This is a genomic window from Streptomyces sp. F001 (assembly GCF_004187715.1).
Lineage (GTDB): Bacteria > Actinomycetota > Actinomycetes > Streptomycetales > Streptomycetaceae > Streptomyces > Streptomyces flavusporus.
In genome coordinates this window covers 17638-42563 of the sequence record NZ_QZWF01000006.1, presented here as the reverse complement: position 1 = coordinate 42563, position 24926 = coordinate 17638, and the positions used below count along the sequence as shown (strand labels likewise).

Annotated in this window: 21 protein-coding genes; 6 read left to right on the top strand and 15 right to left on the bottom strand. The window is 70.7% G+C overall.

Features of this window, described 5'->3' with window-relative positions; translation table 11 throughout:
* Positions 1–29: 29 nt before the first annotated feature.
* From StrepF001_RS23100 to tkt, 7 genes are all read right to left on the bottom strand, one after another.
* Entirely contained in the window at positions 30–617 is a 588-nt protein-coding gene (locus StrepF001_RS23100) for a histidine phosphatase family protein (protein WP_129800148.1), read from the bottom strand.
* Positions 618–623: 6 nt separating this feature from the next.
* Complete coding sequence (gnd, locus tag StrepF001_RS23095) at positions 624–1502, bottom strand: phosphogluconate dehydrogenase (NAD(+)-dependent, decarboxylating) (protein WP_129800147.1); 879 nt, start codon at positions 1500–1502, stop codon at positions 624–626.
* A 1-nt stretch (position 1503) separates the two neighbouring features.
* Complete coding sequence (pgi, locus tag StrepF001_RS23090; protein ID WP_129800146.1) at positions 1504–3156, bottom strand: glucose-6-phosphate isomerase; 1653 nt, start codon at positions 3154–3156, stop codon at positions 1504–1506.
* Positions 3149–4084: a glucose-6-phosphate dehydrogenase assembly protein OpcA gene (gene opcA / locus StrepF001_RS23085; protein ID WP_129800145.1), complete on the bottom strand. Its 936-nt coding sequence runs from the start codon at positions 4082–4084 to the stop codon at positions 3149–3151. Before opcA ends, pgi begins: the two co-directional genes overlap by 8 nt.
* Complete coding sequence (gene zwf / locus StrepF001_RS23080; RefSeq protein ID WP_129800376.1) at positions 4081–5616, bottom strand: glucose-6-phosphate dehydrogenase; 1536 nt, start codon at positions 5614–5616, stop codon at positions 4081–4083. The genes opcA and zwf overlap by 4 nt, the downstream gene beginning before the upstream one ends.
* An 89-nt stretch (positions 5617–5705) precedes the next feature.
* Positions 5706–6851 (bottom strand): transaldolase, encoded by a 1146-nt coding sequence (gene tal / locus StrepF001_RS23075; RefSeq protein ID WP_129800144.1) that lies wholly within the window; start codon positions 6849–6851, stop codon positions 5706–5708.
* A 19-nt stretch (positions 6852–6870) separates the two neighbouring features.
* Positions 6871–8946, bottom strand: a complete 2076-nt coding sequence (gene tkt, locus StrepF001_RS23070) for a transketolase (protein ID WP_129800143.1) — start codon at positions 8944–8946, stop codon at positions 6871–6873.
* A gap of 170 nt (positions 8947–9116) precedes the next feature.
* Here tkt and StrepF001_RS23065 point away from each other — a divergent pair, with 170 nt between their 5' ends.
* Positions 9117–10010 carry an AraC family transcriptional regulator gene (locus StrepF001_RS23065; protein ID WP_129800142.1) on the top strand — a complete coding sequence of 298 codons (894 nt, stop codon included), beginning with the start codon at positions 9117–9119 and terminating at the stop codon, positions 10008–10010.
* A gap of 57 nt (positions 10011–10067) precedes the next feature.
* On the opposite strand, the gene StrepF001_RS23060 is transcribed toward StrepF001_RS23065, so the two are convergent.
* Both StrepF001_RS23060 and StrepF001_RS23055 read right to left on the bottom strand, forming a co-directional pair.
* Entirely contained in the window at positions 10068–11465 is a 1398-nt protein-coding gene (locus StrepF001_RS23060) for a glycoside hydrolase family 16 protein (protein WP_129800141.1), read from the bottom strand.
* A gap of 254 nt (positions 11466–11719) precedes the next feature.
* Entirely contained in the window at positions 11720–13822 is a 2103-nt protein-coding gene (locus tag StrepF001_RS23055) for an MMPL family transporter (RefSeq protein WP_129800140.1), read from the bottom strand.
* Positions 13823–13996: 174 nt separating this feature from the next.
* Between StrepF001_RS23055 and StrepF001_RS23050 the strand changes: the two genes are divergently transcribed.
* Positions 13997–14871 (top strand): IS5 family transposase gene (locus StrepF001_RS23050; protein WP_165396339.1). Its coding sequence is split into 2 segments (ribosomal slippage): positions 13997–14341 and positions 14344–14871, totalling 873 coding nucleotides; the frame shifts between segments, so codons are not numbered across the junction.
* Positions 14872–14892: 21 nt separating this feature from the next.
* Here StrepF001_RS23050 and StrepF001_RS23045 read toward each other — a convergent pair.
* From StrepF001_RS23045 to StrepF001_RS23025, 5 genes are all read right to left on the bottom strand, one after another.
* Entirely contained in the window at positions 14893–15561 is a 669-nt protein-coding gene (locus StrepF001_RS23045) for a response regulator transcription factor (protein ID WP_129800139.1), read from the bottom strand.
* Positions 15558–16748, bottom strand: a complete 1191-nt coding sequence (locus tag StrepF001_RS23040; protein WP_129800138.1) for a sensor histidine kinase — start codon at positions 16746–16748, stop codon at positions 15558–15560. The genes StrepF001_RS23045 and StrepF001_RS23040 overlap by 4 nt, the downstream gene beginning before the upstream one ends.
* A gap of 90 nt (positions 16749–16838) precedes the next feature.
* Positions 16839–18203, bottom strand: a complete 1365-nt coding sequence (locus tag StrepF001_RS23035) for a prolyl oligopeptidase family serine peptidase (RefSeq protein ID WP_129800137.1) — start codon at positions 18201–18203, stop codon at positions 16839–16841.
* Positions 18200–19507 (bottom strand): MFS transporter, encoded by a 1308-nt coding sequence (locus StrepF001_RS23030; RefSeq protein ID WP_276322833.1) that lies wholly within the window; start codon positions 19505–19507, stop codon positions 18200–18202. The genes StrepF001_RS23035 and StrepF001_RS23030 overlap by 4 nt, the downstream gene beginning before the upstream one ends.
* 158 nt (positions 19508–19665) lie before the next feature.
* Positions 19666–20094, bottom strand: a complete 429-nt coding sequence (locus StrepF001_RS23025; RefSeq protein ID WP_129800135.1) for a MarR family transcriptional regulator — start codon at positions 20092–20094, stop codon at positions 19666–19668.
* Positions 20095–20315: 221 nt separating this feature from the next.
* Here StrepF001_RS23025 and StrepF001_RS23020 point away from each other — a divergent pair, with 221 nt between their 5' ends.
* The 4 genes from StrepF001_RS23020 to StrepF001_RS23005 are packed head-to-tail and all read left to right on the top strand — an operon-like array spanning position 20316 to position 24095.
* Positions 20316–21233: an SDR family oxidoreductase gene (locus tag StrepF001_RS23020; RefSeq protein ID WP_129800134.1), complete on the top strand. Its 918-nt coding sequence runs from the start codon at positions 20316–20318 to the stop codon at positions 21231–21233.
* Positions 21233–22108 (top strand): amidohydrolase family protein, encoded by an 876-nt coding sequence (locus tag StrepF001_RS23015; protein ID WP_129800133.1) that lies wholly within the window; start codon positions 21233–21235, stop codon positions 22106–22108. The genes StrepF001_RS23020 and StrepF001_RS23015 overlap by 1 nt, the downstream gene beginning before the upstream one ends.
* A gap of 11 nt (positions 22109–22119) precedes the next feature.
* Positions 22120–23625 carry an o-succinylbenzoate--CoA ligase gene (menE, locus tag StrepF001_RS23010; protein ID WP_129800132.1) on the top strand — a complete coding sequence of 502 codons (1506 nt, stop codon included), beginning with the start codon at positions 22120–22122 and terminating at the stop codon, positions 23623–23625.
* Positions 23626–23639: 14 nt separating this feature from the next.
* Positions 23640–24095, top strand: coding sequence for a MaoC family dehydratase (locus StrepF001_RS23005; RefSeq protein ID WP_129800131.1), 456 nt, complete (start codon positions 23640–23642; stop codon positions 24093–24095).
* On the opposite strand, the gene StrepF001_RS23000 is transcribed toward StrepF001_RS23005, so the two are convergent.
* Positions 24086–24916 (bottom strand): PaaX family transcriptional regulator C-terminal domain-containing protein, encoded by an 831-nt coding sequence (locus StrepF001_RS23000; RefSeq protein WP_240797643.1) that lies wholly within the window; start codon positions 24914–24916, stop codon positions 24086–24088. The genes StrepF001_RS23005 and StrepF001_RS23000 overlap by 10 nt on opposite strands.
* Between the last annotated feature and the right edge of the window lie 10 nt (positions 24917–24926).

Here is a 24926-nt window from a genome sequence, read left to right as displayed (position 1 = left end):
CGACCGAACCACGCGTGTCAACGGCGTCTTTACGGCCGTACGTTCCACTCCGCGACGACCGGCCGCCCGTGCTCCGTCGACAGCCGGCTCACCGTCCCCGTCGCCAGCTGGAACAGCCGCCCGTCCCCGGGCGGCAGCCCGAGCCGGCGGGCCGCCAGGACGCGCAGGAAGTGGGCGTGGGCCACGAGGACCACGTCGCCCTCGGCGAGCGCGTCGCCGACCCGGGACAGGACACGGTCCGCACGGGCGCCCGCCTCGGCCGGGGACTCGCCGGGATGCCCCTGGGGGCCGGGCGGCACGCCGTCCGTCCACAGGTACCAGTCGGGACGGGTGCGGTGGATCTCGCGGGTGGTGACCCCCTCGTAGCCGCCGTAGTCCCACTCGTGCAGGTCCGGGTCGGGTACGGCCCCGGTCAGGCCCGCCAGTTCGGCGGTGCGTATCGCGCGGGTCAGCGGGCTGGTGAGCGCGAGCGCGAAGGTCCGGCCGGAGAGGAGTGGAGCGAGGGACTTGGCCTGTTCCTCGCCGTGCCCGGTGAGGGGCAGGTCGGTCCAGCTGGTGTGCTGTCCCGACACGCTCCACTCCGTCTCCCCGTGGCGGACCAGCAGGAGATCCCCCACGGCCGGCTACTCCTTCGACTCGACGGCGTGCCCGCCGAACTGGTTGCGCAGCGCGGCGATCATCTTCATCTGCGGGGAGTCGTCCTGCCGGGAGGCGAACCGCGCGAACAGCGACGCCGTGATCGCGGGCAGCGGCACGGCGTTGTCGATCGCCGCCTCCACCGTCCACCGGCCCTCGCCGGAGTCCTCGGCGTACCCGCGCAGCTTGTGCAGGTGCTCGTCCTCGTCGAGGGCGTTGACGGCGAGGTCGAGGAGCCAGGAGCGGATGACGGTGCCCTGCTGCCAGGAGCGGAAGACCTCCCGGACGTCGGTCACGGAGTCGACCTTCTCCAGGAGCTCCCAGCCCTCCGCATACGCCTGCATCATGGCGTACTCGATGCCGTTGTGGACCATCTTCGCGAAGTGGCCCGCGCCCACCTTGCCCGCGTGGACGTACCCGTACGGGCCCTCCGGCTTGAGCGCGTCGAAGATCGGCTTCAGGCGGTCGACGTGCTCCTTTTCTCCGCCGACCATGAGCGCGTAGCCGTTCTCCAGGCCCCACACACCGCCCGAGACCCCCGCGTCGACGAAGCCGATGCCGCGCTTGCCGAGTTCCTCGGCGTGCTTCTCGTCGTCCGTCCAGCGGGAGTTGCCGCCGTCGATGACGGTGTCGCCGGGCTTGAGCACGCTCGCCAGCTGGTCGATGACACCCTGGGTGACGGCGCCGGCCGGGACCATGACCCAGACCACGCGCGGCGCCTGGAGCCGGTCGGCGAGTTCGACCAGGTTCTTCACGTCGGAGAGCTCGGGATTGGTGTCGTAGCCGACGACCTCGTGGCCGGCGTTGCGCAGGCGATCGCGCATGTTGCCGCCCATCTTGCCGAGACCAACAAGACCGATCTGCATGTCAGCTCACTTCCCTGAGTTCGCGGTAGGCGGCCACCAGCGCGGCCGTGGACGGGTCGAGACCGGGGACCTCGGCGCCCTCGGTGAGGGCGGGCTCGATGCGCTTGGCGAGGACCTTGCCGAGTTCGACGCCCCACTGGTCGAAGGAGTTGATGTTCCAGATCGCGCCCTGCACGAACACCTTGTGCTCGTACAGCGCGACCAGCTGGCCGAGGACCGACGGGGTGAGCTCCGCGGCCAGGATCGTGGTGGTCGGGTGGTTGCCCTTGAAGGTGCGGTGCGGCACCTGCTCCTCGGGCACGCCCTCCGCGCGCACCTCCTCGGCGGTCTTGCCGAAGGCGAGCGCCTGTCCCTGCGCGAACAGGTTCGCCATCAACAGGTCGTGCTGCGCCTTGAGTTCGTCGCTCAGCTCGGCGACCGGCCGGGCGAACCCGATCAGATCGGCCGGGATGAGCTTCGTCCCCTGGTGGATCAACTGGTAGTAGGCGTGCTGCCCGTTGGTGCCGGGCGTGCCCCACACCACCGGGCCGGTCTCCCAGCCCACGGTGCGGCCGTCGCGGTCCACCGACTTGCCGTTGGACTCCATGTCGAGCTGCTGCAGGTAGGCCGTGAACTTGGACAGGTAGTGGCTGTACGGCAGCACCGCGTGCGACTGGGCCTCGAAGAAGTTGCCGTACCAGATGCCCAGCAGGCCCAGGATCAGTGGGGCGTTGGCCTCGGCGGGCGCGCTGCGGAAGTGCTCGTCGACGATCCTGAACCCGTCGAGCATCTCCCGGAAGCGTTCCGGGCCGATCGCGATCATCAGGGACAGGCCGATCGCCGAGTCGTACGAGTAGCGGCCGCCGACCCAGTCCCAGAACTCGAACATGTTGTCCGGGTCGATGCCGAACTCGGTGACCTTCCCCGCGTTCGTGGACAGGGCGACGAAGTGCTTGGCGACCGCCTTCTCCTCGCCGCCGAGCCCGGCCAGCAGCCAGGAGCGGGCGGAGGTCGCGTTGGTGATCGTCTCGATCGTGGTGAACGTCTTGGACGCGACGATGAACAGCGTCTCGGCCGGGTCCAGGTCCCGCACGGCCTCGTGCAGGTCGGCGCCGTCCACGTTCGACACGAACCGGAACGTCAGCGAGCGGTCGGTGTACGCGCGCAGCGCCTCGTACGCCATCGCCGGGCCCAGGTCCGAGCCGCCGATGCCGATGTTGACGACGTTCCTGATCCGCCTGCCGGTGTGACCGGTCCACTTCCCGGAGCGGACCCGGTCGGCGAAGGCGCTCATCTTGTCGAGCACCGCGTGGACCTGGGGGACCACGTTCTCGCCATCGACCTCGATCACCGCGTCCCGTGGGGCGCGCAGCGCGGTGTGGAGCACGGCGCGGTCCTCGGTGATGTTGATCCGCTCACCGCGGAACATGGCGTCGCGCAGCCCGAACACATCGGTGGCGGTGGCGAGTTCCTGGAGCAGGGCGAGCGTCTCGTCGGTGATGAGGTGCTTGGAGTAGTCGATGCGCAGGTCGCCGACGCGCACGACGTACCGCTCCGCGCGCCCGGGGTCCGCCGCGAACAGCTCACGCAGCCGCGGGCGTTGCAGCGCGTCCGCGCGGTGGTCCTCCAGGGCGGCCCACTCGGGCCGCCGTGTCAGCAGGGGCTGGTCAGACATGAGCGGGGCTCTCCTTGGTGCCCTCGCCCCGCAGGGCGACGGCGTACATCTCGTCGGCGTCGAGGCGCCGCAGCTCCTCGGCGATGAGTTCGGAGGTGGGGCGCACCTTGAGCGCGAGCGTGCGCGACGGCTGGCCCGGCAGGGTGAGCGTGGCCAGCGGGCCCTCGGGCCGGTCGATGACGATCTCGCCGGTCTCGGTGCCCAGCCGGACGCCGGTGACGACCGGACCCGCGGTCTCCACACGGTCGACCCGGACGTGCAGCCGGGCCTCCAGCCAGCGGGCCAACAGCTCGGCGCTGGGGTTGTCCGCCTCGCTCTCCACGGCCGCCGAGGTGATCCGCAGCTTGGCCTGGTCCAGAGCGGCGGCCAGCATCGAACGCCAGGGCGTGAGCCGGGTCCACGCGAGATCGGTGTCACCGGGCGCGTACGAGTGGAGGCGGGCCTCCAGCGCGGCCAGCGGCGTCTCGACGGCGTACATGTCGGTGATCCGGCGCTGGGCGAGTGCTCCCAGCGGGTCCTTGGCGGGCACCTTGGGCGCATCCACCGGCCACCACACGACGACCGGCGCGTCGGGCAGCAGCAGCGGCAGCACGACGGAGTCGGCGTGGTCGGACACCTCGCCGTAGGTCCGCAGGACGACCGTCTCGCCGGTTCCGGCGTCGGCGCCCACCCGGACCTCGGCGTCGAGGCGGGACTGGGTGCGGTCCCGGGGGGTGCGGGCGTGCCGCTTGATGACGACCAGGGTGCGCGAGGGGTGCTCGTGCGAGGCCTCCTCGGCCGCCTTGATCGCGTCGTAGGCGTTCTCCTCGTCCGTGACGATGACCATCGTCAGGACCATGCCCACCGCGGGTGTACCGATGGCGCGGCGACCCTGCACCAGCGCCTTGTTGATCTTGCTTGCCGTGGTGTCGGTCAGGTCGATCTTCATGGCCTGCGCCAGCTCCGTCCGTCTCGTGCGAGCATCTCGTCGGCTTCCTCGGGGCCCCAGCTGCCCGACGTGTACCGCGCCGGCCTGCCGTGCGTCGCCCAGTACTCCTCGATCGGGTCGAGGATCCTCCAGGACTCTTCCACTTCCTGATGGCGGGGGAACAAGTTGGCATCCCCCAGGAGGACGTCCAGGATGAGCCGCTCGTACGCCTCGGGGCTGGACTCCGTGAACGACTCGCCGTAGGCGAAGTCCATCGTCACGTCCCGGATCTCCATCGACGTGCCCGGCACCTTCGAACCGAACCGGACCGTCATGCCCTCGTCCGGCTGGACCCGGATGACGACGGCGTTCTGGCCCAGCTCCTCGGTGGCCGTGGAGTCGAAGGGGGAGTGCGGGGCGCGCTGGAAGACCACCGCGATCTCCGTCACCCGGCGGCCGAGCCGCTTGCCGGTGCGCAGGTAGAACGGGACGCCCGCCCAGCGGCGGTTGTCGACGTTCAGCTTGATCGCGGCGTACGTGTCGGTCGTGGAGGCCGGGTCGATACCGTCCTCCTCGAGGTAGCCGCGCACCTTCTCGCCGCCCTGCCAGGCGGCCGCGTACTGGGCGCGCACGGTGTGCTTGCCGAGGTCCCCCGGCAGCTTCACCGCCTTCAGCACCTTCAGCTTCTCCATCAGCAGCGAGGCGGCGTCGAAGGAGGCGGGCTCCTCCATCGCGGTGAGTGCCATCAGCTGGAGCAGGTGGTTCTGGATGACGTCACGGGCCGAGCCGATGCCGTCGTAGTAGCCGGCGCGGCCGCCGATGCCGATGTCCTCGGCCATCGTGATCTGCACATGGTCGACGTAACTGCGGTTCCAGATCGGCTCGAACATCTGGTTGGCGAAGCGGAGCGCCAGGATGTTCTGGACCGTCTCCTTGCCGAGGTAGTGGTCGATACGGAACACCTGGTCCGGCTCGAACACGTCGTGCACGATCCTGTTCAGCTCCTCGGCCGACCTCAGGTCGTGGCCGAACGGCTTCTCGATGACCGCGCGGCGCCAGGAGCCCTCGGGCGCGCCCGCCAGCCCGTGCTTCTTCAGCTGCTGGACGACCTTCGGGAAGAACTTCGGCGGCACGGAGAGGTAGAAGGCGTAGTTGCCGCTGGTGCCTCGGGAGGCATCCAACTCCTCGATGGAGCTGCGCAGTTGCTTGAACGCGTCGTCGTCGTCGAAGTCGCCCGGGACGAACCGCATGCCCTCGGCCAGCTGCTGCCAGACCTCCTCACGGAACTCCGTACGGGCGTACTCGCGCACCGCGTCGTGCACCACCTGCGCGAAGTCCTGGTCCTCCCAGTCCCGGCGGGCGAACCCGACGAGCGAGAAGCCCGGCGGCAGCAGGCCGCGGTTCGCCAGGTCGTAGACGGCCGGCATCAGCTTCTTGCGGGACAGGTCGCCGGTGACGCCGAAGATGACGAGGCCGGACGGGCCGGCGATCCGGGGGAGGCGGCGGTCCCGGGGGTCGCGGAGGGGGTTCGACCAGTCGGCGGAGGCGGCGATGGTCCCCTGCGGGGACGCCTCGGGCTCCTGAGGCGCGGTCACCTCGGTCACCTGGGTCTTCGCAGCCGTCGTTTCGGAACGCTTCTTGGTCATTCCCCGTCAACCCCCTTGCCGGTCAGTGACTTCGCGACGGCGTCCAGCAGGTCCTGCCAGGCCACCTCGAACTTGGCGACGCCCTCGTCCTCCAGCTGCTGGACGACCTCGTCGTAGGAGATGCCGAGCCGCTCGACGGCGGCGAGGTCGGCGCGGGCCTGCGCGTAGCCGCCGGTCACCGTGTCGCCGTGGATGTTCCCGTGGCCGGCGGTGGCGTTCAGCGTGGCTTCCGGCATCGTGTTGACCGTGCCGGGGGCGACCAGGTCCTCGACGTACAGGGTGTCCTTGTACGCGGGGTCCTTCACGCCGGTCGAGGCCCACAGCGGGCGCTGCTTGTTGGCGCGGGAGCCGGTCAGGGCGAGCCAGCGCTCACCGGCGAACACCTCCTCGTACGCCTCGTAGGCCAGCCGCGCGTTGGCGAGCGCCGCCCGGCCCTTGAGCGCGAGGGCCTCGTCCGTGCCCAGCAGCGTCAGGCGCTTGTCGATCTCGCTGTCGACCCGGGAGACGAAGAAGGACGCCACGGAGTGGATGGCGGACAGGTCCAGGCCCGCCGCCTGCGCCTTCTCCAGGCCGGCCAGGTAGGCGTCCATGACCTCGCGGTAGCGCTCCAGCGAGAAGATCAGCGTGACGTTGACGCTGATGCCGGCGCCGATGACCTCGGTGATCGCCGGGAGGCCCGCCTTGGTCGCCGGGATCTTGATCATGACGTTGGGGCGGTCGACCAGCCAGGCGAGCTGGCGGGCCTCGGCGATGGTGGCCGCCGTGTGGTGGGCGAGGCGCGGGTCGACCTCGATGGAGACCCGGCCGTCCCGGCCGCCGGTCGCGTCGTACACCGGCCGCAGGATGTCGGCGGCGGCGCGGACGTCGGCGGTGGTCATCATGCGGACGGCCTCGTCGACGGTGACGCCGCGCACGGCGAGGTCGGTGAGCTGCTCCTCGTAGCCCTCACCGGAGCCGATGGCGGCCTGGAAGATGGACGGGTTGGTGGTGACGCCCACGACGTGCTGGGTGTCGATGAGTTCGGCGAGGTTGCCGGACGTGATGCGCCTGCGCGACAGGTCGTCCAGCCAGATCGACACGCCCTCGTCGGAGAGGCGCTTGAGGGCTCCCGCGGTGGCGGATGCTTCGGTCACAGTGATCATCTTCTTTCTGGCGATCGGATCAACCACGCGCGGCAGCCAGCGATTCCCTGGCGGCTGCGGCGACGTTCTCGGCGGTGAAGCCGAACTCGGTGAACAGGGTCTTCGCGTCGGCGGAGGCGCCGAAGTGTTCGAGGGAGACGATGCGTCCTGCGTCACCTACGAAGCGGTACCACGTCAGACCCACCCCCGCCTCGACAGCGACACGCGCCTTCACGGACGGCGGAAGGACACTCTCGCGGTACTCGCGGGGCTGCTCCTCGAACCACTCCACGGACGGCATCGACACCACCCGCGCGCCGATCCCCTCGGCCTCCAACTGCTCCCGCGCGGCAACGGCGAGCTGCACCTCGGAGCCGGTGGCGATCAGGATCACGTCCGGAGTTCCGGTCGAGGACTCGAACAGCACGTAACCGCCGCGCGCCGCGTCCTCGTTCGGCTCGTACGTCGGTACGCCCTGCCGGGTGAGCGCGAGGCCGTGCGGTGCGGGGTGGGTGGCGTGCCGCTTGAGGATCTCGGCCCAGGCGATCGCCGTCTCGTTGGCGTCCGCCGGGCGCACGATGTTCAGGCCCGGAATGGCGCGCAGGGCGGCCAGGTGCTCGACGGGCTGGTGGGTGGGGCCGTCCTCGCCGAGGCCGATGGAGTCGTGCGTCCACACGTACGTCACCGGAAGCTGCATCAGCGCGGACATGCGCACCGCGTTGCGCATGTAGTCGGAAAACACCAGGAACGTGCCGCCGTAGATACGGGTGTTGCCGTGCAGCGCGATGCCGTTCATCTCCGCGGCCATCGAGAACTCGCGGATGCCGAAGTGGATCGTACGGCCGTACGGGTCGGCCTCCGGCAGCGGATTGCCCTTCGGCAGGAAGGACGAGGTCTTGTCGATGGTGGTGTTGTTCGAGCCGGCCAGGTCGGCGGAGCCGCCCCACAGCTCGGGGATCACGGCGCCGAGCGTCTGGAGCACCTTGCCGGACGCGGCACGGGTGGCGACCGCCTTGCCCGCCTCGAAGACCGGGACCTTCTCCTCCCAGCCGGTGGGCAGCTCGCCCTTGCTGATCCGGTCGAACTCGGCGGCGCGCTCAGGGTCGGCGTCCCGCCATGCGGCGATCCGCTTGTCCCAGGCGGCGTGGGCGTCGGCGCCCCGGTCGAGCGCCTGACGCGTGTGGGCGAGGACCTCGTCGGTGACCTCGAAGGTCTTCGCCGGGTCGAAGCCCAGCACGCGCTTGGTGGCCGCGACCTCGTCCTCGCCGAGGGCGGAGCCGTGCGAGGCCTCGGTGTTCTGGGCGTTCGGCGCCGGCCAGGCGATGATCGTGCGCATCGCGATGATGGAGGGGCGCTCGGTCTCGGCCTGCGCCGTCCTGAGCGCCGTGTACAGCGCGGCCACGTCGATGTCGCCGCTCTCGGCGGGCTCGACACGCTGCGTGTGCCAGCCGTAGGCCTCGTACCGCTTCAGCACGTCCTCGGAGAAGGCGGTGGCAGTGTCGCCCTCGATGGAGATGTGGTTGTCGTCGTAGAGGAAGACGAGGTTGCCGAGCTTCTGGTGGCCGGCCAGGGACGAGGCCTCGGCGGAGACGCCCTCCTCCAGGTCCCCGTCGGAGACGATCGCCCAGATGGTGTGGTCGAACGGCGACTCACCGGCCGGCGTGTCGGGGTCGAACAGGCCGCGCTCGTAGCGGGCGGCCATCGCCATGCCGACGGCGTTGGCGACGCCCTGGCCGAGCGGGCCGGTGGTCGTCTCCACGCCCGCGGTGTGCCCGTACTCGGGGTGACCGGGGGTCTTCGACCCGTGCGTGCGGAACGCCTTCAGGTCGTCGAGCTCCAGCTCGTACCCGGCGAGGAAGAGCTGCGTGTAGAGGGTGAGCGAGGTGTGGCCGGGGGAGAGGACGAAGCGGTCACGGCCCGCCCACTCCGGGTCGGCGGGGTCGTGTCGCATCACCTTGTGAAAGATCGTGTACGCCGCCGGGGCGAGGCTCATCGCGGTGCCGGGATGGCCGTTCCCGACCTGCTGGACGGCATCCGCCGCCAGCAGACGGGCGGTGTCGACGGCACGCCGGTCGAGGTCGGTCCACTCGAAACTGTCGGGTGTCTGCGTGCTCATCTGTAGGCAGTCCTCTTCAAAAGGTTATCGGAGCCAGCGTTTCAGCTGGTCGGACGCGTTCGACTTTAAAAGTCTGACTTTTTCGCTGGAAGGTCCGGGTGTGCCAGCCTGTGGTGAAAGTGGGACACGGAGACCGGTACGGCGCGAGACCAAGGCGGCGCGAGCAGGACATGGCAGGCATAACCATCCAAGACGGAGACGACGGCGGGATCAGAACGTTCCCCTTCCCGGTGGAGCGGAGCGTCTCCGGTGTGGGCGTACAGGTCGGCCCGATGGGCGAGGGCCGTACCTGGCACGCCGAGGCGCCGCTGGAGCGCATCCACCGCATCGACTTCCACATCGTGATGATCTTCAGCGGCGGACCCGTACGCCACATGATCGACTTCGCCGAGTACGAGGCGACGGCCGGCGACGTGCTGTGGATCCGCCCGGGACAGGTGCACCGCTTCACGGACATGAGCGAGTACCGCGGAATCGTCCTGGCCATGCAACCCGGCTTCCTGCCGCGCGCCACCGTCGAGGCCACCGGCCTGTACCGCTACGACCTGCCGCCCCTGCTGCACCCCGACGAGGCCCGGCTCGCCGCCCTGCGTGCGGCCCTCGACCAGCTGCAACGCGAGTACGAGGACACCGAGACCCTCCCGCTCAGCCTGCACACCGCCGTCCTGCGCCACACCCTGACCGCGTTCCTGCTGCGCCTCGCGCACCTCGCGGCCAGCTCCGCGGAGGCGGCCCGGCAGCAGGCGGACACCACCTTCACCCTCTTCCGCGACGCGGTCGAGCAGGGCTTCGCCACCAACCACAGCGTCAGCGCCTACGCCGACGCCCTCGGCTACTCCCGCCGCACCCTCGTCCGCGCGGTCCGCGCCGCCACCGGCGAGACACCGAAGGCCTTCATCGACAAGCGGGTGATCCTGGAGGCCAAACGCCTCCTCGCCCACACCGACCTGCCCATCGGCCGCGTCGGCGCGGCGGTCGGCTTCCCCGACGCGGCGAACTTCTCCAAGTTCTTCCACCAGCACACGGACATGACACCGGCGGTGTTCCGGGCGGAGCTGCGCTGAGCAGCCGAGAACGGGGCGCCACGCACGCGTGGCGCCCCGTCTGTCGCAAGCAGCCGCTCAGCGCCCGAAGTTGAACCAGTTCACGTTCACGAAGTCCGCCGGCTGACCGCTGGTGAAGGTCAGATACACGTCGTGCGTGCCCGTGACGGAGCTGATGTTCGCCGGGACCGTTCGCCATGACTGCCAGCCGCCGGTGTTGCCGATGGCGAAACTCCCGATGGGCGCGCTGCTGCGGCTGTCCAGGCGCACCTCGACCAGGCCGCTCACGCCGGAGCCCGCACCGCTCGCGACCCGGGCGTTGAACTGTGTGGCCGCCGTGGAGCCGAAGGTGACGCCCCGGTAGAGCGCCCAGTCGCCGTTGGCCAGCGCTCCGATGTTCTGGCCGCCGCCCGTGTCGGAGGTCGACTCGGTCATCGTGCCGGACTGGCCGTCGTGGGACTCGGCCTGGATGGCGCTGTAGGCGTCCCGGTTGCCGGTCGGGGGCGGCGTGGTACCGCTCCCACCGGCCGACAGTACCTGGACGTAGTCGACGACCATCGAGTGGCCCGGCACCGTGGCGGCGTCCGGCCCGCCGCCGAAGGCGTCCACGAAGCCGCCGCCCATCGCCACGTTCAGGATGATGAAGAAACCGTGCTCCGTGGCGTTCGCCCACGTCGTCGCGTCGACCTGGTTCTCGCGCACGGTGTGGTAGTTGGTGCCGTCGACGTAGAAACGGATCTCCTCGACGCTCGTCGAGCGGTCCCACTCCATGCGATATGTGTGGAAGCCGGACTGGCAGCTGGCGCCGGGGCAGGTGGTGGAACCGCCAAGACCGGTGGTCTCGTTGCAGGGGCCGCCGGGTGAGGTGCCGCAGTGCATGGTCGCCCAGACGGTGTTGAGGCCCTGGACGTTCTCCAGGATGTCCAGCTCGCCGACGCCCGGCCAGTTCCAGTAGTTGCCGCGGAAGGGTGCGCCCAGCATCCAGAAGGCGGGCCAGTAGCCGCGGGCGGCGGCGCCGGTGACGTTCGGCATCTGGATGCGGGCCTCGACCCGGAGTCTGCCGCCGGCCGGGGGCTGGAAGTCGGTGCGGTTGGTCTCGATACGGCCGGAGGTCCAGTTGCCGGCGGCGTCGCGGCGCGGGGTGATGCGGAGGTTGCCGCTGCCGTCGAGGGCGACGTTGTTGGTGCTGGAGGTCATCGTCTCGATCTCGCCGGTGCCCCAGTTGGCGGGGCCGCCCGGATACGAAGTACCGGTCGCATACTGCCAGTTGGCCGTGTTGACGCCGGAGCCCGCGGCGCCTTCGAAGTCGTCGACGAAGACCTGCGTCCAGCCCGACGGGGGCGGCGGCGCGGCAGCGGTCGCGGACGGCGTCACGGCCGTGGCGACCAGCGCCGCGAGGCCCAGCGTGCTGAGGCCGGCGACGAGAGCCCGTCGGAAGGTCCGGCGTCTGCCGGGTGTGCCGGAGGTTTCGCTCATGGGGTGCCTCTCGGTACGGAGTGGGGGTACGCGGATGCCTGTCCGGGAGCGCCCGAGGGGGGTTCTGAGAGCGCTCTCAGACAATGGCTGCGCGGACAATGTCCTCTCGGGTACTCCAGTCGTCAAGAGATGCAGCCGAGAAAGTCCGTGTGGGGCATGGGAGTTCAAGTGATGAAGGGGCGATGTTCGGTACGTTCCCGACGCGGGGGGCCGGGCGCGCCGACGCGCCCGGCCCCCCGCTCTCCTTCCGAGGCTCAGACCGGCTCCGTCATCCGGATGCGCTGCGGTGCCTCCTCCTGCAGTCCGAACCGGTCGTGCGCCTTGCGCAGGGGCTTCGGTGCCCACCATGCGCGCCGTCCGAGCAGCGCCATAGTCGCCGGGACGAGCAGCATCCGGACGACCGTCGCGTCGATCAGCACGGCGAGGGTGAGGCCCAGGCCGATCTGCAGGATGGGTGAGAAGCCGCCGGTCATGAAGGCGCCGAAGACGACCGCGAGCAGCAGCGCGGCGCAGGTCACCACGCGGCCGGAGCGGCGCAGCCCGGTCACCACGGCCTCCTGGTCGGCCTCGCCCAGCCGCCGGGCCTCGCGCATCCGGGCGAGGATGAACAGCTCGTAGTCCATGGCGAGTCCGAAGGCGATCGCGATGATCAGCGGTGGCGCGGTCAGGCTCAGCGCGCCCAGGCCCTCGGCGCCCAGCAGCCCGGCCAGATGCCCGTCCTGGAACACCCACACCACCACGCCGAGCGCGGCGGCCAGGCTGAGCAGTGTGGTCGCGATGGTGCGCAGCGGGATCAACACCGAGCCGGTGAACGCGAACAGCAGCGCGAAGATGCCGGCGAGGACGGTCGCCGCAGCCCAGGGCGTCCGGTCGGCGAGCATCTCGCGGAAGTCGACCAGCCGGGCCGCGACACCCGTCACCTCGACGGGTTCGTCCCCGCGGACCTCCCGCACCTCGCGGACCAGGTCGGTCGCCGCGTCGCCGTCCACACTGCCCGACGGCGGCAGTTCGACGACGGTCGTGCCGCCGGGCAGTTCACGGCACTGGGCGCCCGGGGCCAGGGTCCGGATCCGCTCGGCGGTCGCCGCATCCGTCCCCGGCCTCAGGATCACGGTGACCGGATCGACCCCGGAGCCCGGCGGGAAGTGCGCCTCCACGGTGTCGTACAACTGCCGTGCCTCGGTGTCCGTCGGCAGTTGGCGGGCGTCCCCGATGCTGATCCGCATGCCGGTGACCGGCAGCGCCAGTACCAGCAGGGCCGGGACGACCACGGCGAGGACGGCGACTCGGTTGCGTGCCGAGAAGCGTGCCAGGCGTGCGAAGACACGGCCCTCTCCGCCCTTCGGCCGGGCCTCGGCCGGGGCGATCCTCCCGCCGAACCGGGTGAGCAGCGCCGGCAGCAGGGTGAGCGCGGCCAGCATGTCGATCACCACCACCGCGGCCACGGCGAGGCCCATGCTGCGCAGGAACACGCTCGGGAAGACCAGCAGTCCGGTCAGGCTGACCGCCACGGTGAGTCCGGAGAAGAGCACCGTCCGCCCGGCCGCAGCGACCGTCCGGTGCACGGCCTCGACCACGTCGTCGGTGTGCCGCCGCTCCTCGCGGAAGCGGACCAGCATCAGCAGGGCGTAGTCCACGGCGAGCCCGAGCCCCAGCATGGTGGTGACCTGAACCGCGTACACCGAGATGTCCGTGACCTGGCTGAACCCGAACAGCGCCAGGAACGCTCCCGCGATCCCGCTGACCGCGACGAGCAGCGGCAGCCCCGCCGCGCGCAGCCCACCGAAGATCACCACCAGCAGAACAAGGACGACCGGCAGGGAGATCAGCTCGGCGTTCGCCACGTCCTCCTGGGCGCGTTCGCCGAGTTGCTGTCCGAGCAGCGGGCCGCCGCTGACATGGACGTCCGGCGCGTCGATCTGGTGGATACGGGCGGACGCGTCGTCCACCGCCCGTTCCTCGGCGTCGTCGTCGAGTCCGCCCTCAAGGGTGACCGGGATGAGCACGGCGCGTCCGTCCTCGGAGACCAGGCCCGGCGTGGTGAAGGGGTCGGGCACGGCGGCGACGCCGGGCACATCGCGCACCTCGGCGACGGCCCGGCCGACCTCGCCGCGCAGCGTGGAGTCGGAGACCGCGGGGCCCTCGACGACGGCGGTGATCGACTCGCCGGTCGGGTCGATGCGGTCGAGGTACTGCGCGGCACGCTCCGACTCGGTACCCGGAACGTTCGGCACCTCGTCGGACAGCCGCCCGAAGACGCCCGTCCCCAGCCCGAACCCGAGCAGCAGAAAGAGCACCCACAGCAGGATGACGGTCAGCGGGCGGCGGGTCGCCGCCCGGGCGAGCGTGGAGAGCACGGTGCCTCCCGGCGAGTCGTAGGCTTCAACGCCCTCAGACTCCTGCCGAGGGGCGTGCCACCGGATCGCCGACGGGAGCGGTTTCGAGGCCTCCGCCGTACGGGGGAGACGCGGCCGGCGCTCCCTCGCTAGGGTGCGTTTCAGAAGTGGATCTTGATGTGTCAAGATCACTTCGTGGGGAGGCACGATCTGACGAATGCGCAGTGGGCGAAGCTGGAGCCGCTGCTCCCGGTCGGCAAGAAGCCTGGACGGCCGCCGGTGCACACCAAGCGGCAGCTGATAGACGGCATACGCTGGCGCACCCGCGCTGGTGCTCCCTGGCGGGACGTGCCCGAGCGGTACGGCCCGTGGGAGACGGTGTACGGCTTGTTTCGGCGTTGGCAGCGGGACGGCACCTGGCACCGCATCTTCGAGCAGTTGCAGGCCCGGGCCGACGCGGAGGGGCTGATCACCTGGGACGTCTCGGTGGACTCGACCATCGCCCGCGCCCACCAGCATGCGGCGGGTGCCCGCAAAAGGGGGATCTGCAAATCGAGCCGCCCGGCGGTGTCTTCACCGAGCCCGACGACCACGGGCTCGGACGCTCCCGGGGCGGGCTGACGACCAAGCTCCATATGGCGGTCGAGCAGGACCAGAAGCCGATGTCACTGGTGATCACGGCCGGGCAGCGCGGTGACTCCCCGCAGTTCCAGGTGGTCCTGGGCCGTATCCGGGTGCCCCGGCTCGGGCCGGGCCGCCCGCGCACCCGGCCGGACAAGGTTCGTGCCGACAAGGCGTACGGCTCCCGCGCGAACCGTGCCTACCTGCGCAAGCGTGGTATCCGCTGCACCATTCCGGAGAAGCGCGACCAGATCGCCAACCGCAAGAAGCGGGGTTCCCGCGGCGGCCGGCCACCGAAGTTCGACACAGCCGACTACAAAGAGCGCCACGCGGTGGAGTGCGGAATCAATCGACTCAAGCGCCACCGTGCAGTCGCCACGCGGTACGACAAACTCGCCGTCCGCTACGAGGCGACCGTGCTGGTCGCAGCCATCAACGAGTGGCTGTGACCAGCACTTTCGAAACGCACCCTAGGGGGAGCCAGGGGTCACCAGTCCGGTCTCGTACGCGCAGATCACGGCCTGCACCCGGTCCCTGAGACCCAGCTTGCTCAGTACGCTGCTGACGTGGGTTTTGACGGTGTGTTCGCTGACGAACAGGGTCGTGGCGATCTCCGCGTTGGACAGTCCGCGGGCGAGCATCCGCAGCGTCTCCACCTCGCGCGCCGTCAGCAGGTCCAGCTGTTGCGGCGTCACCTCGGCGGCGGCCTCCTCCCGGCGGCGCCGCACGATGTCCGCGACCAGCCGCCGGGTGACCGTCGGCGCGAGCAGCGAGTCGCCGGCCGCGACCACCCGCACCGCGTGCACGAGGTCGTCCCGGCGCACGTCCTTCAACAGGAACCCGCTGGCGCCCGCACACAGCGCCTCGTACACGTACTCGTCCAGGTCGAACGTGGTCAGCATGACGACCTTGCAGCCGGACTGCGCGCACACCTGCCGGGCCGCCTCCAGGCCGTCCATGACCGGCATCCGGATGTCGAGGAGCAGCACGTCCGGCGTGTGCCGCCGCACGGCGTCGACCGCCTCGGCGCCGTCGCCGGCCTCGGCGACCACCTCGATGTCCGGCTGCGCCTCGAGAATCATGCTGAAACCGCTGCGGACCAGCTCCTGGTCGTCGGCGACGACCACGCGGATGCTCACCCCAGGGCCACCTGTCGGTCGTCGTCCGGCAGCCGTACGACGACCCGGAAACCGCCGTGCGGACCGCGCCCGGCCTCGGCGCTGCCCCCGCAGGCGGCGGCCCGCTCCCGGATGCCGATCAGCCCGTGCCCGCCACCCGGGGCCGTGGGCCCGCGTCCGTCGTCCGTGACCGCCAGTGTCAACGCGTCCTCCGCCCAGTCGAGTTCGACCGTCGCTGAGGAAGCGTACGCGTGCTTCACGGTGTTGGTGAGCGCCTCCTGGACGACGCGGTACGCAGCGACCTCGGTGTCCGGGGGCAGCGGGCGGGGTTCGCCGGAGGTCCGCAGCTCCACCCGCAGGCCGGTGGACTCCCCGACCTGGCGGACCAGCTCCACGAGCGCCGAGACGCCGGGCTGCGGCAGCCGCCGCGAGGCGCCGTTGGCCTCCTCCTCCTTCAGGACGCCGAGGATGCGGCGCAGTTGGGCCATGGCGTCCCGCCCGCTCGTGGCGATCGCGTCGAACGCGGCCTCGGCGCGGGACGGATCACTGCGGACGACGACCGGACCGGCTTCGGCCTGCACCACCATCAGGCTGACCGCGTGGGCGAGAATGTCGTGCATGTCCCGGGCGATCCGGGCGCGCTCCTGCGCCCGGGCCCGCTCGGTGTCGGCGGCGCGTTCCCGTTCCAGCCGCCGGGCCCGGTCCTCCAACTCGGCGGTGTAGGCGCGCTGGACGCGGGCGACCATCCCGAGGGCGTAGGCGCAGACGACGCCCATCAGATGGAAGGCGTACTCGAAGGGCTCGGTCTTGTCCGTGTGCACCATGGTGAGCGTGACCCCGGCCAGCCAGCCCACCAGCATCACCCGCCGCTGCCAGGGCGGACACAGGGCTGCGACGGTGTACAGGACGACGAGGCCGCCGTAGGCGATGTCCGGTGGCGGCGCGTGGTACACCGCCATCGCGGGTGTCGCGACCGACACGGCGCACGCCGTCCCGAACGGCGCCCGCCTGCGCCACACCAACGGCACCGCGGTCGCCGCCCCGAGCAGGTAGCCCGGCCAGGACAGCTGCGCGTCCTTCCCGCCGGGGAAGATCCACTGCAGGGAGGTCGCGAACAGCACCAGGGCGGCGAGCGCCGCGTCGACGACGTACGGATGCGTCGTCCGCAGCCGGGCGACGGCAGGCGTGATCCAGGACCGAGCGGACATGGCGGCTCCTCGGGGCAAGGGCCGTTCCAGTATCCCGAGGTGGCCGGGGGCGGGCCTCACCGGTGAGAGGGATATCGGCACGAGGTGATCTCATGGCCGGGCGTCCCCCGGATGGGCGAGGTCGTACGGGCGGGGATACGGCGCCGGGCGATAGGTCACGTACCGGGGCTCGGCCGTCGGCTCCTCCTGGCGCGCGCGGGTGTTGAGGGCGTCGGCGGAGGCGTCCCAGTGGCCCGTTGTCAGGCGGTGCTCCAGGGTGTGCAGGGCGGCGAGGGTCTCGCCCGGGGTGAAGGTGCAGTGCCCGGGACCGTCGACGTAGGCCTGGGCGAGGAGTCGGCCGGTGCCGGCCGCGGCGGCGGCCCGCCGGTAGGCGCTCTCGGCCTGGACGGGGATCAGCGCGTCGCCGGTCGTGTGGATGTTGAGCTGGGGGTCGGTGAGCCGGCCCTTGAACACGCTGGTGTCCCGCATCCACCGTACGGCCGCCGGGTCGGCGGAGATCCGGGGCGCCCGGTTCAGGGCTGTGAGGTCGGCCCGCAGTGACAGTCCCGCCTTCTTGTAGAGCTCGGTGACCTCCTTGTACGCGGGCGAGCGGTGCAGCATCGCCGTGTAGTCGACGCCGGTGTTCCACGACGGGTTCCCACCGGCCCGCCGCTCGGCCTCCTGCCGCCAGCTGAAGGCGGGCAGCTGGAGCAGCCCGGTGACGGCCGCGTACTGGTTGGCCTGCTGGGCGTCCCAGTCGGTCGGCCCGGGTTTCGGTTGCGCGGCGTCGTTGTACCCGGGGATGTTGTGCAGGGCGGCGGCGAGAGCGATACGGGCCCGCCCCTCGTCGGTCTGCTGGGCGGCGGTCACCTTCGCGGTGAGCGCGCTCGCGGCGCTCTGCGCGGCCGCCTGGTCGGCGAACCCGGTGAGCGGGATGCTCTCCCCGGGAGCGAGCAGCGCCTTCAGTGCGAACACCGGATCGAGCGTGCTGTTCCAGTTGGCGGCCCCGCCCTGCACCAGCCCGCACATGGACAGCGAGCCGTCGAAACGGTCCGCGTGCCGCTCGGCCAGGGTGGTCGTGACGAGCCCGCCGTAGGAGGTTCCCCAGGCGAGCGTTCGCCGGGCCGTGCCGAACCGCGTCGTGAACAGGTCCAGGGTGGCAAGCTGGTCGGGGACGGCGTCGGTGACGGCCCAGCCGTTCGTGGCGTACGAGGAGCCGATCAGCGCGTAGCCGTCGGCGAGGAGTTCGTCCCGGGTCTGTGAACCGGGCGCGTTCTGCGCGGGGTTGGGCCAGCCCGCGGCACGGTAGCCGTGGCTGTAGAGCAGGACGGTGCCGTTCCAGGCGGCGGGGACGTCCATCAAGTAGGTGGCGCCGGAGGGAAGTCGGCCCTCGATGTGCGAGTCGGTGGCGGCCTGCGCCGGCAGCGCCGTCACGGCGCACAGGGTCACGGCCGGCAGTGCGATACGGACTCTCAACGGGGCGTCCCTTCCGGGGCGGGGGCGGCGGCTCGGGCCGCGGGGGATTCCAGAGCGTCGGTGTGCGTCTCGCGCACCCGCCACACGGTGAGCGCGGTGATTGCCGCGCCGCCGCACAGCAGCAGGGAGACGGGGGCGCTGCTGCCGCCGGACGAGGCGAGCAGACTGCTCGCGATCAGCGGGGAGAACCCGGCGCCCACCAGGGTCGCGGCCTGGTATCCGAGGGAGGCGCCGGTGTAGCGCACGCGGGTGCCGAACATCTCGGTGAGCAGGGCGCCCAGCGGGCCGTACATCGTGGACTGGGCGACACCGTGACCGAGCGCCAGGGCGAGGATCAGCAGGCCGGGGGAGCCGGAGTTCACCAGGGCGAGCACCGGGAAGGCGAGCGCGGCTGAGGCGACGGCGCCGGCCAGCACCACCGGGCGGCGGCCGACCCGGTCGGACAGCGCCGAGGCCAGCGGCAGCACCAGCAGCGCCACGCAGGAAGCGACGGTCACCGCGGTGAGCACCTGCGGTCGGCTGTAGCCCTGCTGGACGGCGTACGAGATCATGAACCCGGTCAGCAGCGACTGGGCCGTGAACGCGCCGATGCCGGCGCCCGCCGCGAGCAGTACCGGCTTCGGGCGGCGCAGCACCTCCACGACCGGTGGCTTGTCCACCGGCGCGCGCTTGGCCGCGGCGAACAGCGGACTCTCCGCGACCTTCAGCCGGACGAACAGGCCGACGGCCAGCAGCGCGATGCTGAGCAGGAACGGTACTCGCCAGCCCCAGGAGCGGAACTGCTCGTCGGGCAGTGCGGAGACCAGGGTGACCACTCCCGCGGAGAGCACGGAGCCGAGCGGGGCGCCGAGCATGGCGAAGCTGGACCACAGGCCGCGCCGGGACCCGTGGGCACGCTCGGCGTGCTCGACGACCATCAGGGTCGCGCCGCCCCACTCGCCGCCGATCGCAATGCCCTGCACCACCCGCAGGGTGACCAGCAGGACGGGTGCCCACACGCCGATCGCGTCGTAGGTGGGCAGCAGGCCGATGAGGAAACTGCCGCAGCCCATCAGGACCATGGTCAGCAGCATCATCGACTTGCGGCCGACCCGGTCGCCGAAGTGGCCGAAGACGATGCCGCCCAGCGGGCGGGCCACATAGCCCGCGGCGAAGGTGCCGAAGGCCGCGATGGTGCCGACCGCGGGGTCGGCGTCGGGGAAGAACAGATCGCCGAAGACGAGCGCGGCGACGGTGCCGTACACGAGGAAGTCGTAGAACTCCACTGCCGTGCCGAGCAGTCCGGACAGTGCGACGCGGCGCAACTGCCGTGATTCCGGGGATGATTGACGGGCGGATGAGCGGGATGGCTGCACGGTGAGCTCCCTGGACCGATGCCGTGGAAGTGCACCGGCGGGGGACCGCGCCGATGCCCGGCTGAAGTTAGGCAGACATCGTGCGGCCGTCAATCATTTGCACAACATCAGCTCCGGGAGTCGGGCTCCGTGATCCGCAGCAGCGGTGCGTGCAGGGTTTCCCGCTCGGCCGGGTCGAGCGGCTCCAGCAGGTCGTTCGTGACGTGCAGGCCCGCCTCGTCGGTGTCGCGCAGAAACGCGCGGCCGGCCTCGGTGAGGACGACGATCCGACTGCGGCGGTCCTCGGGTGCGGGCCGACGCTCCGCGAAGCCCAGCTTCTCCAGGTCGTCGACGAGTCCGACGATCGCGCTCGGGTCGTAACCCAGCCGTTCGCTCAGCTCGCGCTGGAGGGCGCCCTGAGAGGTGGCGAGGAAGCGCAGCACCGCGTAGTGGCGCAGGCGCAGGCCCGACTCCTGGAGGAGCGCGTTGAACAACTGCCCCGAGCGCAGGCCCAGTCGGTACAGGAGGTAGCCGGTGTCCGCGTGCAGTCCGCGCATCCATGGTTCGTGCGCGTCGATCGGGGCTGCGTTCGGAGTGGGCTGCTGGCGGGCGATGGCGGGCTCCCTGGTCGAGGCTCTCGGGTGGGGGCGGTCTTCTGCGGGTCGACCCCAGTCTCTCGCACCTGCCGGTCGGCAACAACTATTGACGAGAACAATTATTGCTCTTAGCTTCGGTCTCGTAGCCGCATCACACGCATCACTTGCGAAGGGACTCGCCCGTGCCCAGCATCGATCTCACCGGCAAGGTCGCCGTCGTCACCGGCAGTGGCCGGGGCCTCGGCCTCGCCTACGCCCACGCCCTCGCCGCCCATGGCGCGTCCGTGGTCGTCAACGACGTCGACGAGACCGTGGCCGAGCAGGCCGTCAAGTCCATCACCGGGGCGGGCGGCACGGCCGTTGCCGAGGTGGTCGCGGTCGGCACCACCGAGGCTGCCGACCGACTGGTGGGGCGGGCTGTCGGGGAGTTCGGCCGGCTCGACGTCCTGGTCACCAACGCGGGCATCCTGCGCGACAAGGTGCTGTGGAAGATGACCGACGACGACTTCGACGCGGTGATCAGCACCCACCTCAAGGGCACCTTCACCTGCGCCCGTGCCGCCGCGGTCCGGATGCGCGAGCAGGGCGAGGGCGGCTCCCTGATCCTGGTCGGCTCCCCGGCCGGACAGCGCGGCAACTTCGGGCAGACCAACTACGCCGCCGCCAAAGCCGGCATCGCCGCCATGGCCCGCACCTGGTCCATGGAGCTGAGCCGCGCGAACATCACCGTCAACGCGATCGTGCCGGTCGCCGCCACCGCGATGACCGAGACCATCCCCGCCTTCGCCCCGTACATCGAGGCCATGAAGAACGGCGAGCCGCTGCCGGACTTCCTGCGCAAGGGCGAGGGCTTCGGCACTCCCGAGGACTGCGCGGCCCTCGTCCCGTTCCTCGCCTCCGAGGCCGCGCGCGGCATCACCGGGCAGGCTATCGGCATCGGCGGTGACAAGGTGGCACTCTGGTCGCATCCGCAGGAACTCAGGGCGGCGTACGCCGATGGCGGCTGGACCCCCGAGACCCTGGTCGACGCCTGGCCCACCTCGGTCGGCGCCGAACTCCAGTCGGTGGGCATCCCCGCGCCCAAGCTGCCGGAGGCGTGATGGACATCAGCGAACTCGTCGCGATCGACGTCCACACCCACGCCGAGGTCTCCTCCGAGGGCCACTCCTCCCTGGACGACGACCTGCACGACGCCTCCTCCGCCTACTTCAAGGTCGAGGGCAAGCGGAAGCCGACTCTTGAGGAGACGGCGGCGTACTACCGTGAGCGGAGGATGGCCGCCGTGATCTTCACGGTGGACGCCGAGTCCGCCACGGGCACGCCCCCGGTCCCGAACGAGGAGGTCGCCGAGGCGGCCGCCGCCAACGCGGACGTGCTGATCCCCTTCGCGTCCATCGACCCCTTCCGGGGCAGGGCGGGCGTGAAGCAGGCGCGGCGACTGGTGGAGGAGTACGGGGTGAAGGGCTTCAAGTTCCACCCCAGCATCCAGGGCTTCTTCCCCAACGACCGGGCGGTGGCGTACGACCTCTACGAGGTGATCGAGGAGACCGGCACCATCGCGCTGTTCCACACCGGTCAGACCGGCATCGGCGCGGGAGTGCCCGGCGGAGGCGGCATCCGACTGAAGTACTCCAACCCGCTGCACGTCGACGACGTGGCTGCCGACTTCCCGCATCTGAAGATCATCCTGGCGCACCCGTCCTTCCCCTGGCAGGACGAGGCCCTCGCGGTCGCCACCCATAAACCGGGTGTGCACATCGATCTGTCCGGCTGGTCGCCCAAGTACTTCCCGCCGCAGCTGGTGCAGTACGCCAACACGCTGCTGAAGGACAAGGTCCTGTTCGGCTCCGACTTCCCCGTCCTCACCCCCGACCGCTGGCTCGCCGACTTCGAGAAGCTGACGATCAAGGACGAGGTCAAGCCGAAGATCCTCAAGGAGAACGCCGCCCGCCTGCTCGGGCTGACCACACCGTAAGGGGCGCAACGATGCGCAACGAGGGACTGGGGTCATGGCCCGCACGCCGGGCCCGCAAGACTCCGCACCGTACCGCCCTGATCCACGGCGAAACGACGTTCACGTACGCCGACCTGTACGCGCGCACCACCCGCCTCGCCCACGCCCTGCGCGGCCGGGGCGTACGCCGCGGCGACCGGATCGCCTACCTCGGCTCCAACCATCCCTCCTACCTGGAGACCCTGTTCGCGGCAGGCACGCTCGGCGCGGTCTTCGTCCCGCTCAACACCCGCCTCGCCGGGCCCGAGATCGCCTACCAGCTCGCCGACTCGGGCGCCAAGGCCCTGGTCTACGGCCCCTCGCACGCCGGGCTCGTGGCCGGGCTGCCCGGCAGCACGGACGTCCGTACGTACATCGAGGTCGGCGCCGAGTACGAGGAAGCGGTGGCCGCCGCCGTGTACGAGCCCATCGACGAACCGGTCGGCGCCGACGACACCTGCATCATCATGTACACCTCGGGGACGACCGGCCGCCCCAAGGGCGCGATGCTCACGCACGGCAACCTGACCTGGAACGCCGTCAACGTTCTCGTCGACACCGACCTGATCGCCGACGAACGCGCCCTGGTCTCCGCCCCGTTGTTCCACACGGCCGGCCTGAACATGCTCACCCTGCCGGTGCTGCTCAAGGGCGGCACCTGCGTCCTGGTCGAGGCCTTCGATCCGGACGCCACCTTCGACCTGGTCGAACGGCACCGGATCACCTTCATGTTCGGGGTGCCGACGATGTTCGACCAGATCGCCCGGCATCCGCGCTGGCGGGACGCCGACCTGTCCTCGCTGCGGATACTGACCTGCGGCGGCTCGCCGGTGCCGACACCGCTGATCGCCGCCTACCAGGAGCGCGGGCTCACCTTCCTCCAGGGCTACGGCATGACGGAGGCCGCGCCGGGGACGCTGTTCCTGGACGCCGAGCACGCGGTCGGCAAGGCCGGTTCGGCGGGGGTGCCGCACTTCTTCAGTGACGTACGGGTGGTTCGGCCGGACCTCACGCCGGTCGACGCCGGCGAGACCGGCGAGATCGTGGTGCGCGGGCCGCATGTGATGCCCGGCTACTGGGGGCTGCCCGAGGAGACGGCCGCGTCCTTCGTGGACGGCTGGTTCCGCAGCGGCGACGCGGCCCGGATCGACGAGGACGGCTATGTCTTCGTCGTCGACCGCATCAAGGACATGATCATCTCGGGTGGGGAGAACATCTACCCCGCCGAGATCGAGGACCTCCTCCTCGCCCACCCCGACATCGTCGAGTGCGCGGTCATCGGTGTGCCGGACGACAAGTGGGGCGAGGTGCCGCGCGCGGTCGTGGTGCCGCGTGAGGGCGCCGACCTCGACCCGGACGAGGTGCTCGCCTCGCTGTCCGGCCGCCTCGCCAAGTACAAGATCCCGAAGTCGGTGGTGCTCGCGGACGAACTCCCGCGCACCGCCTCCGGGAAGCTCCTCAAGGCCCGGGTGCGCAAGCACTTCGGATCCACCTCTTAGTCAGGGAATGCGATATGAGTCTTACCGTGAACGGCCTCGACGAACTCAAGAAGCTCGCCGGCAGCGAGCTGGGCACCAGCGAGTGGATCGAGATCACGCAGGAGCGGATCAACACGTTCGCCGACGCCACGGGCGACCATCAGTGGATCCATGTGGATCCGCAGAAGGCCGCGGAGGGTCCGTTCGGCGCCCCGATCGCCCACGGATACCTCACCCTCTCGCTCTTCATCCCCTTGTTCACCGAGCTGCTCGACGTCCAGGGCGTCACCACGAAGGTCAACTACGGCCTGAACAAGGTGCGCTTCCCCTCGCCGGTGCCGGTCGGGTCGAAGATCCGGCTGGTCGGGAAGCTGGCTGAGGTCGAGGATGTGCCGGGCGGGGTGCAGATCACCGTCGACGGCACGATCGAGATCGAGGGCGGCGCCAAGCCCGCGGCCGTCCTGCAGAGCCTGTCGAGGTTCTACGCCTGATCGTCGCGTACGGGTACGAGGTCGAGAAGGCGTTCCGACGCGTCCAGCGCAAGCGGGCTGAACCGCTCGTGCACTCTCCGGAACGTCTTCTCGGCCTGCTCGGCCGGCCAGTCGTCCGGCAGGTGCTTGACCGGCAGCCGCGGATCGCGGCGGATGATCCGCAGCCACTCGGCCTGCAACAGCAGCCGTAGCCCGAGGGCGTCGTCGGCGTCCGGCAGCTCCGTCTCCCACGGCTGCCAGCGCTGTACGAACGCCTCGTAACGGGCCGCCAGTTCGGACAGCTCCCAGGTCTCCTCGATCATGGCGCCGATGTCCATACCGGCATCGGCGTGCGCGCGGAAGACCTTCACATGGGCGGCGAGGCCCAGCTCGGCCACCAGCTCCGACACATCGACCTCGCCGGGCGCGATCCACAGGCCGTTGAACAGCGGGCCGAAGCCGCTCCAGGTGAGCTTGGAGCGCAGGTCGTGCCGCTGGCGCTGCCAGGACTCGGGCAGTGAGAAGCCGAGCAGGGTCCAGGTGCCGTCCCACTGCCGGTTGACCGCGCCGGTCTGCCAGATGCGCCGCTCGCCGTCGCGCAGCACGGCGGCCGAGTGCTCGGTCAGGCCGAAGTACATCCGGCGGCCCTCGCGCCGGCGGCGCAGCAGGCCCCGGTGCACCATGCGGGTCAGCGTCGAGCGCGTCGCCTGCTCGCCGACGCCGACGCGGGCGAAGACGTCGATGATGCTGCCCGAGTACACGCAGACGTCCCGCCCGAGCACCTGGTCGCCCAGGAACGTCAGCATCAGGGACTGGGGCCGCAGCGACTCTTCCGTGGTCACGCGGCCCACC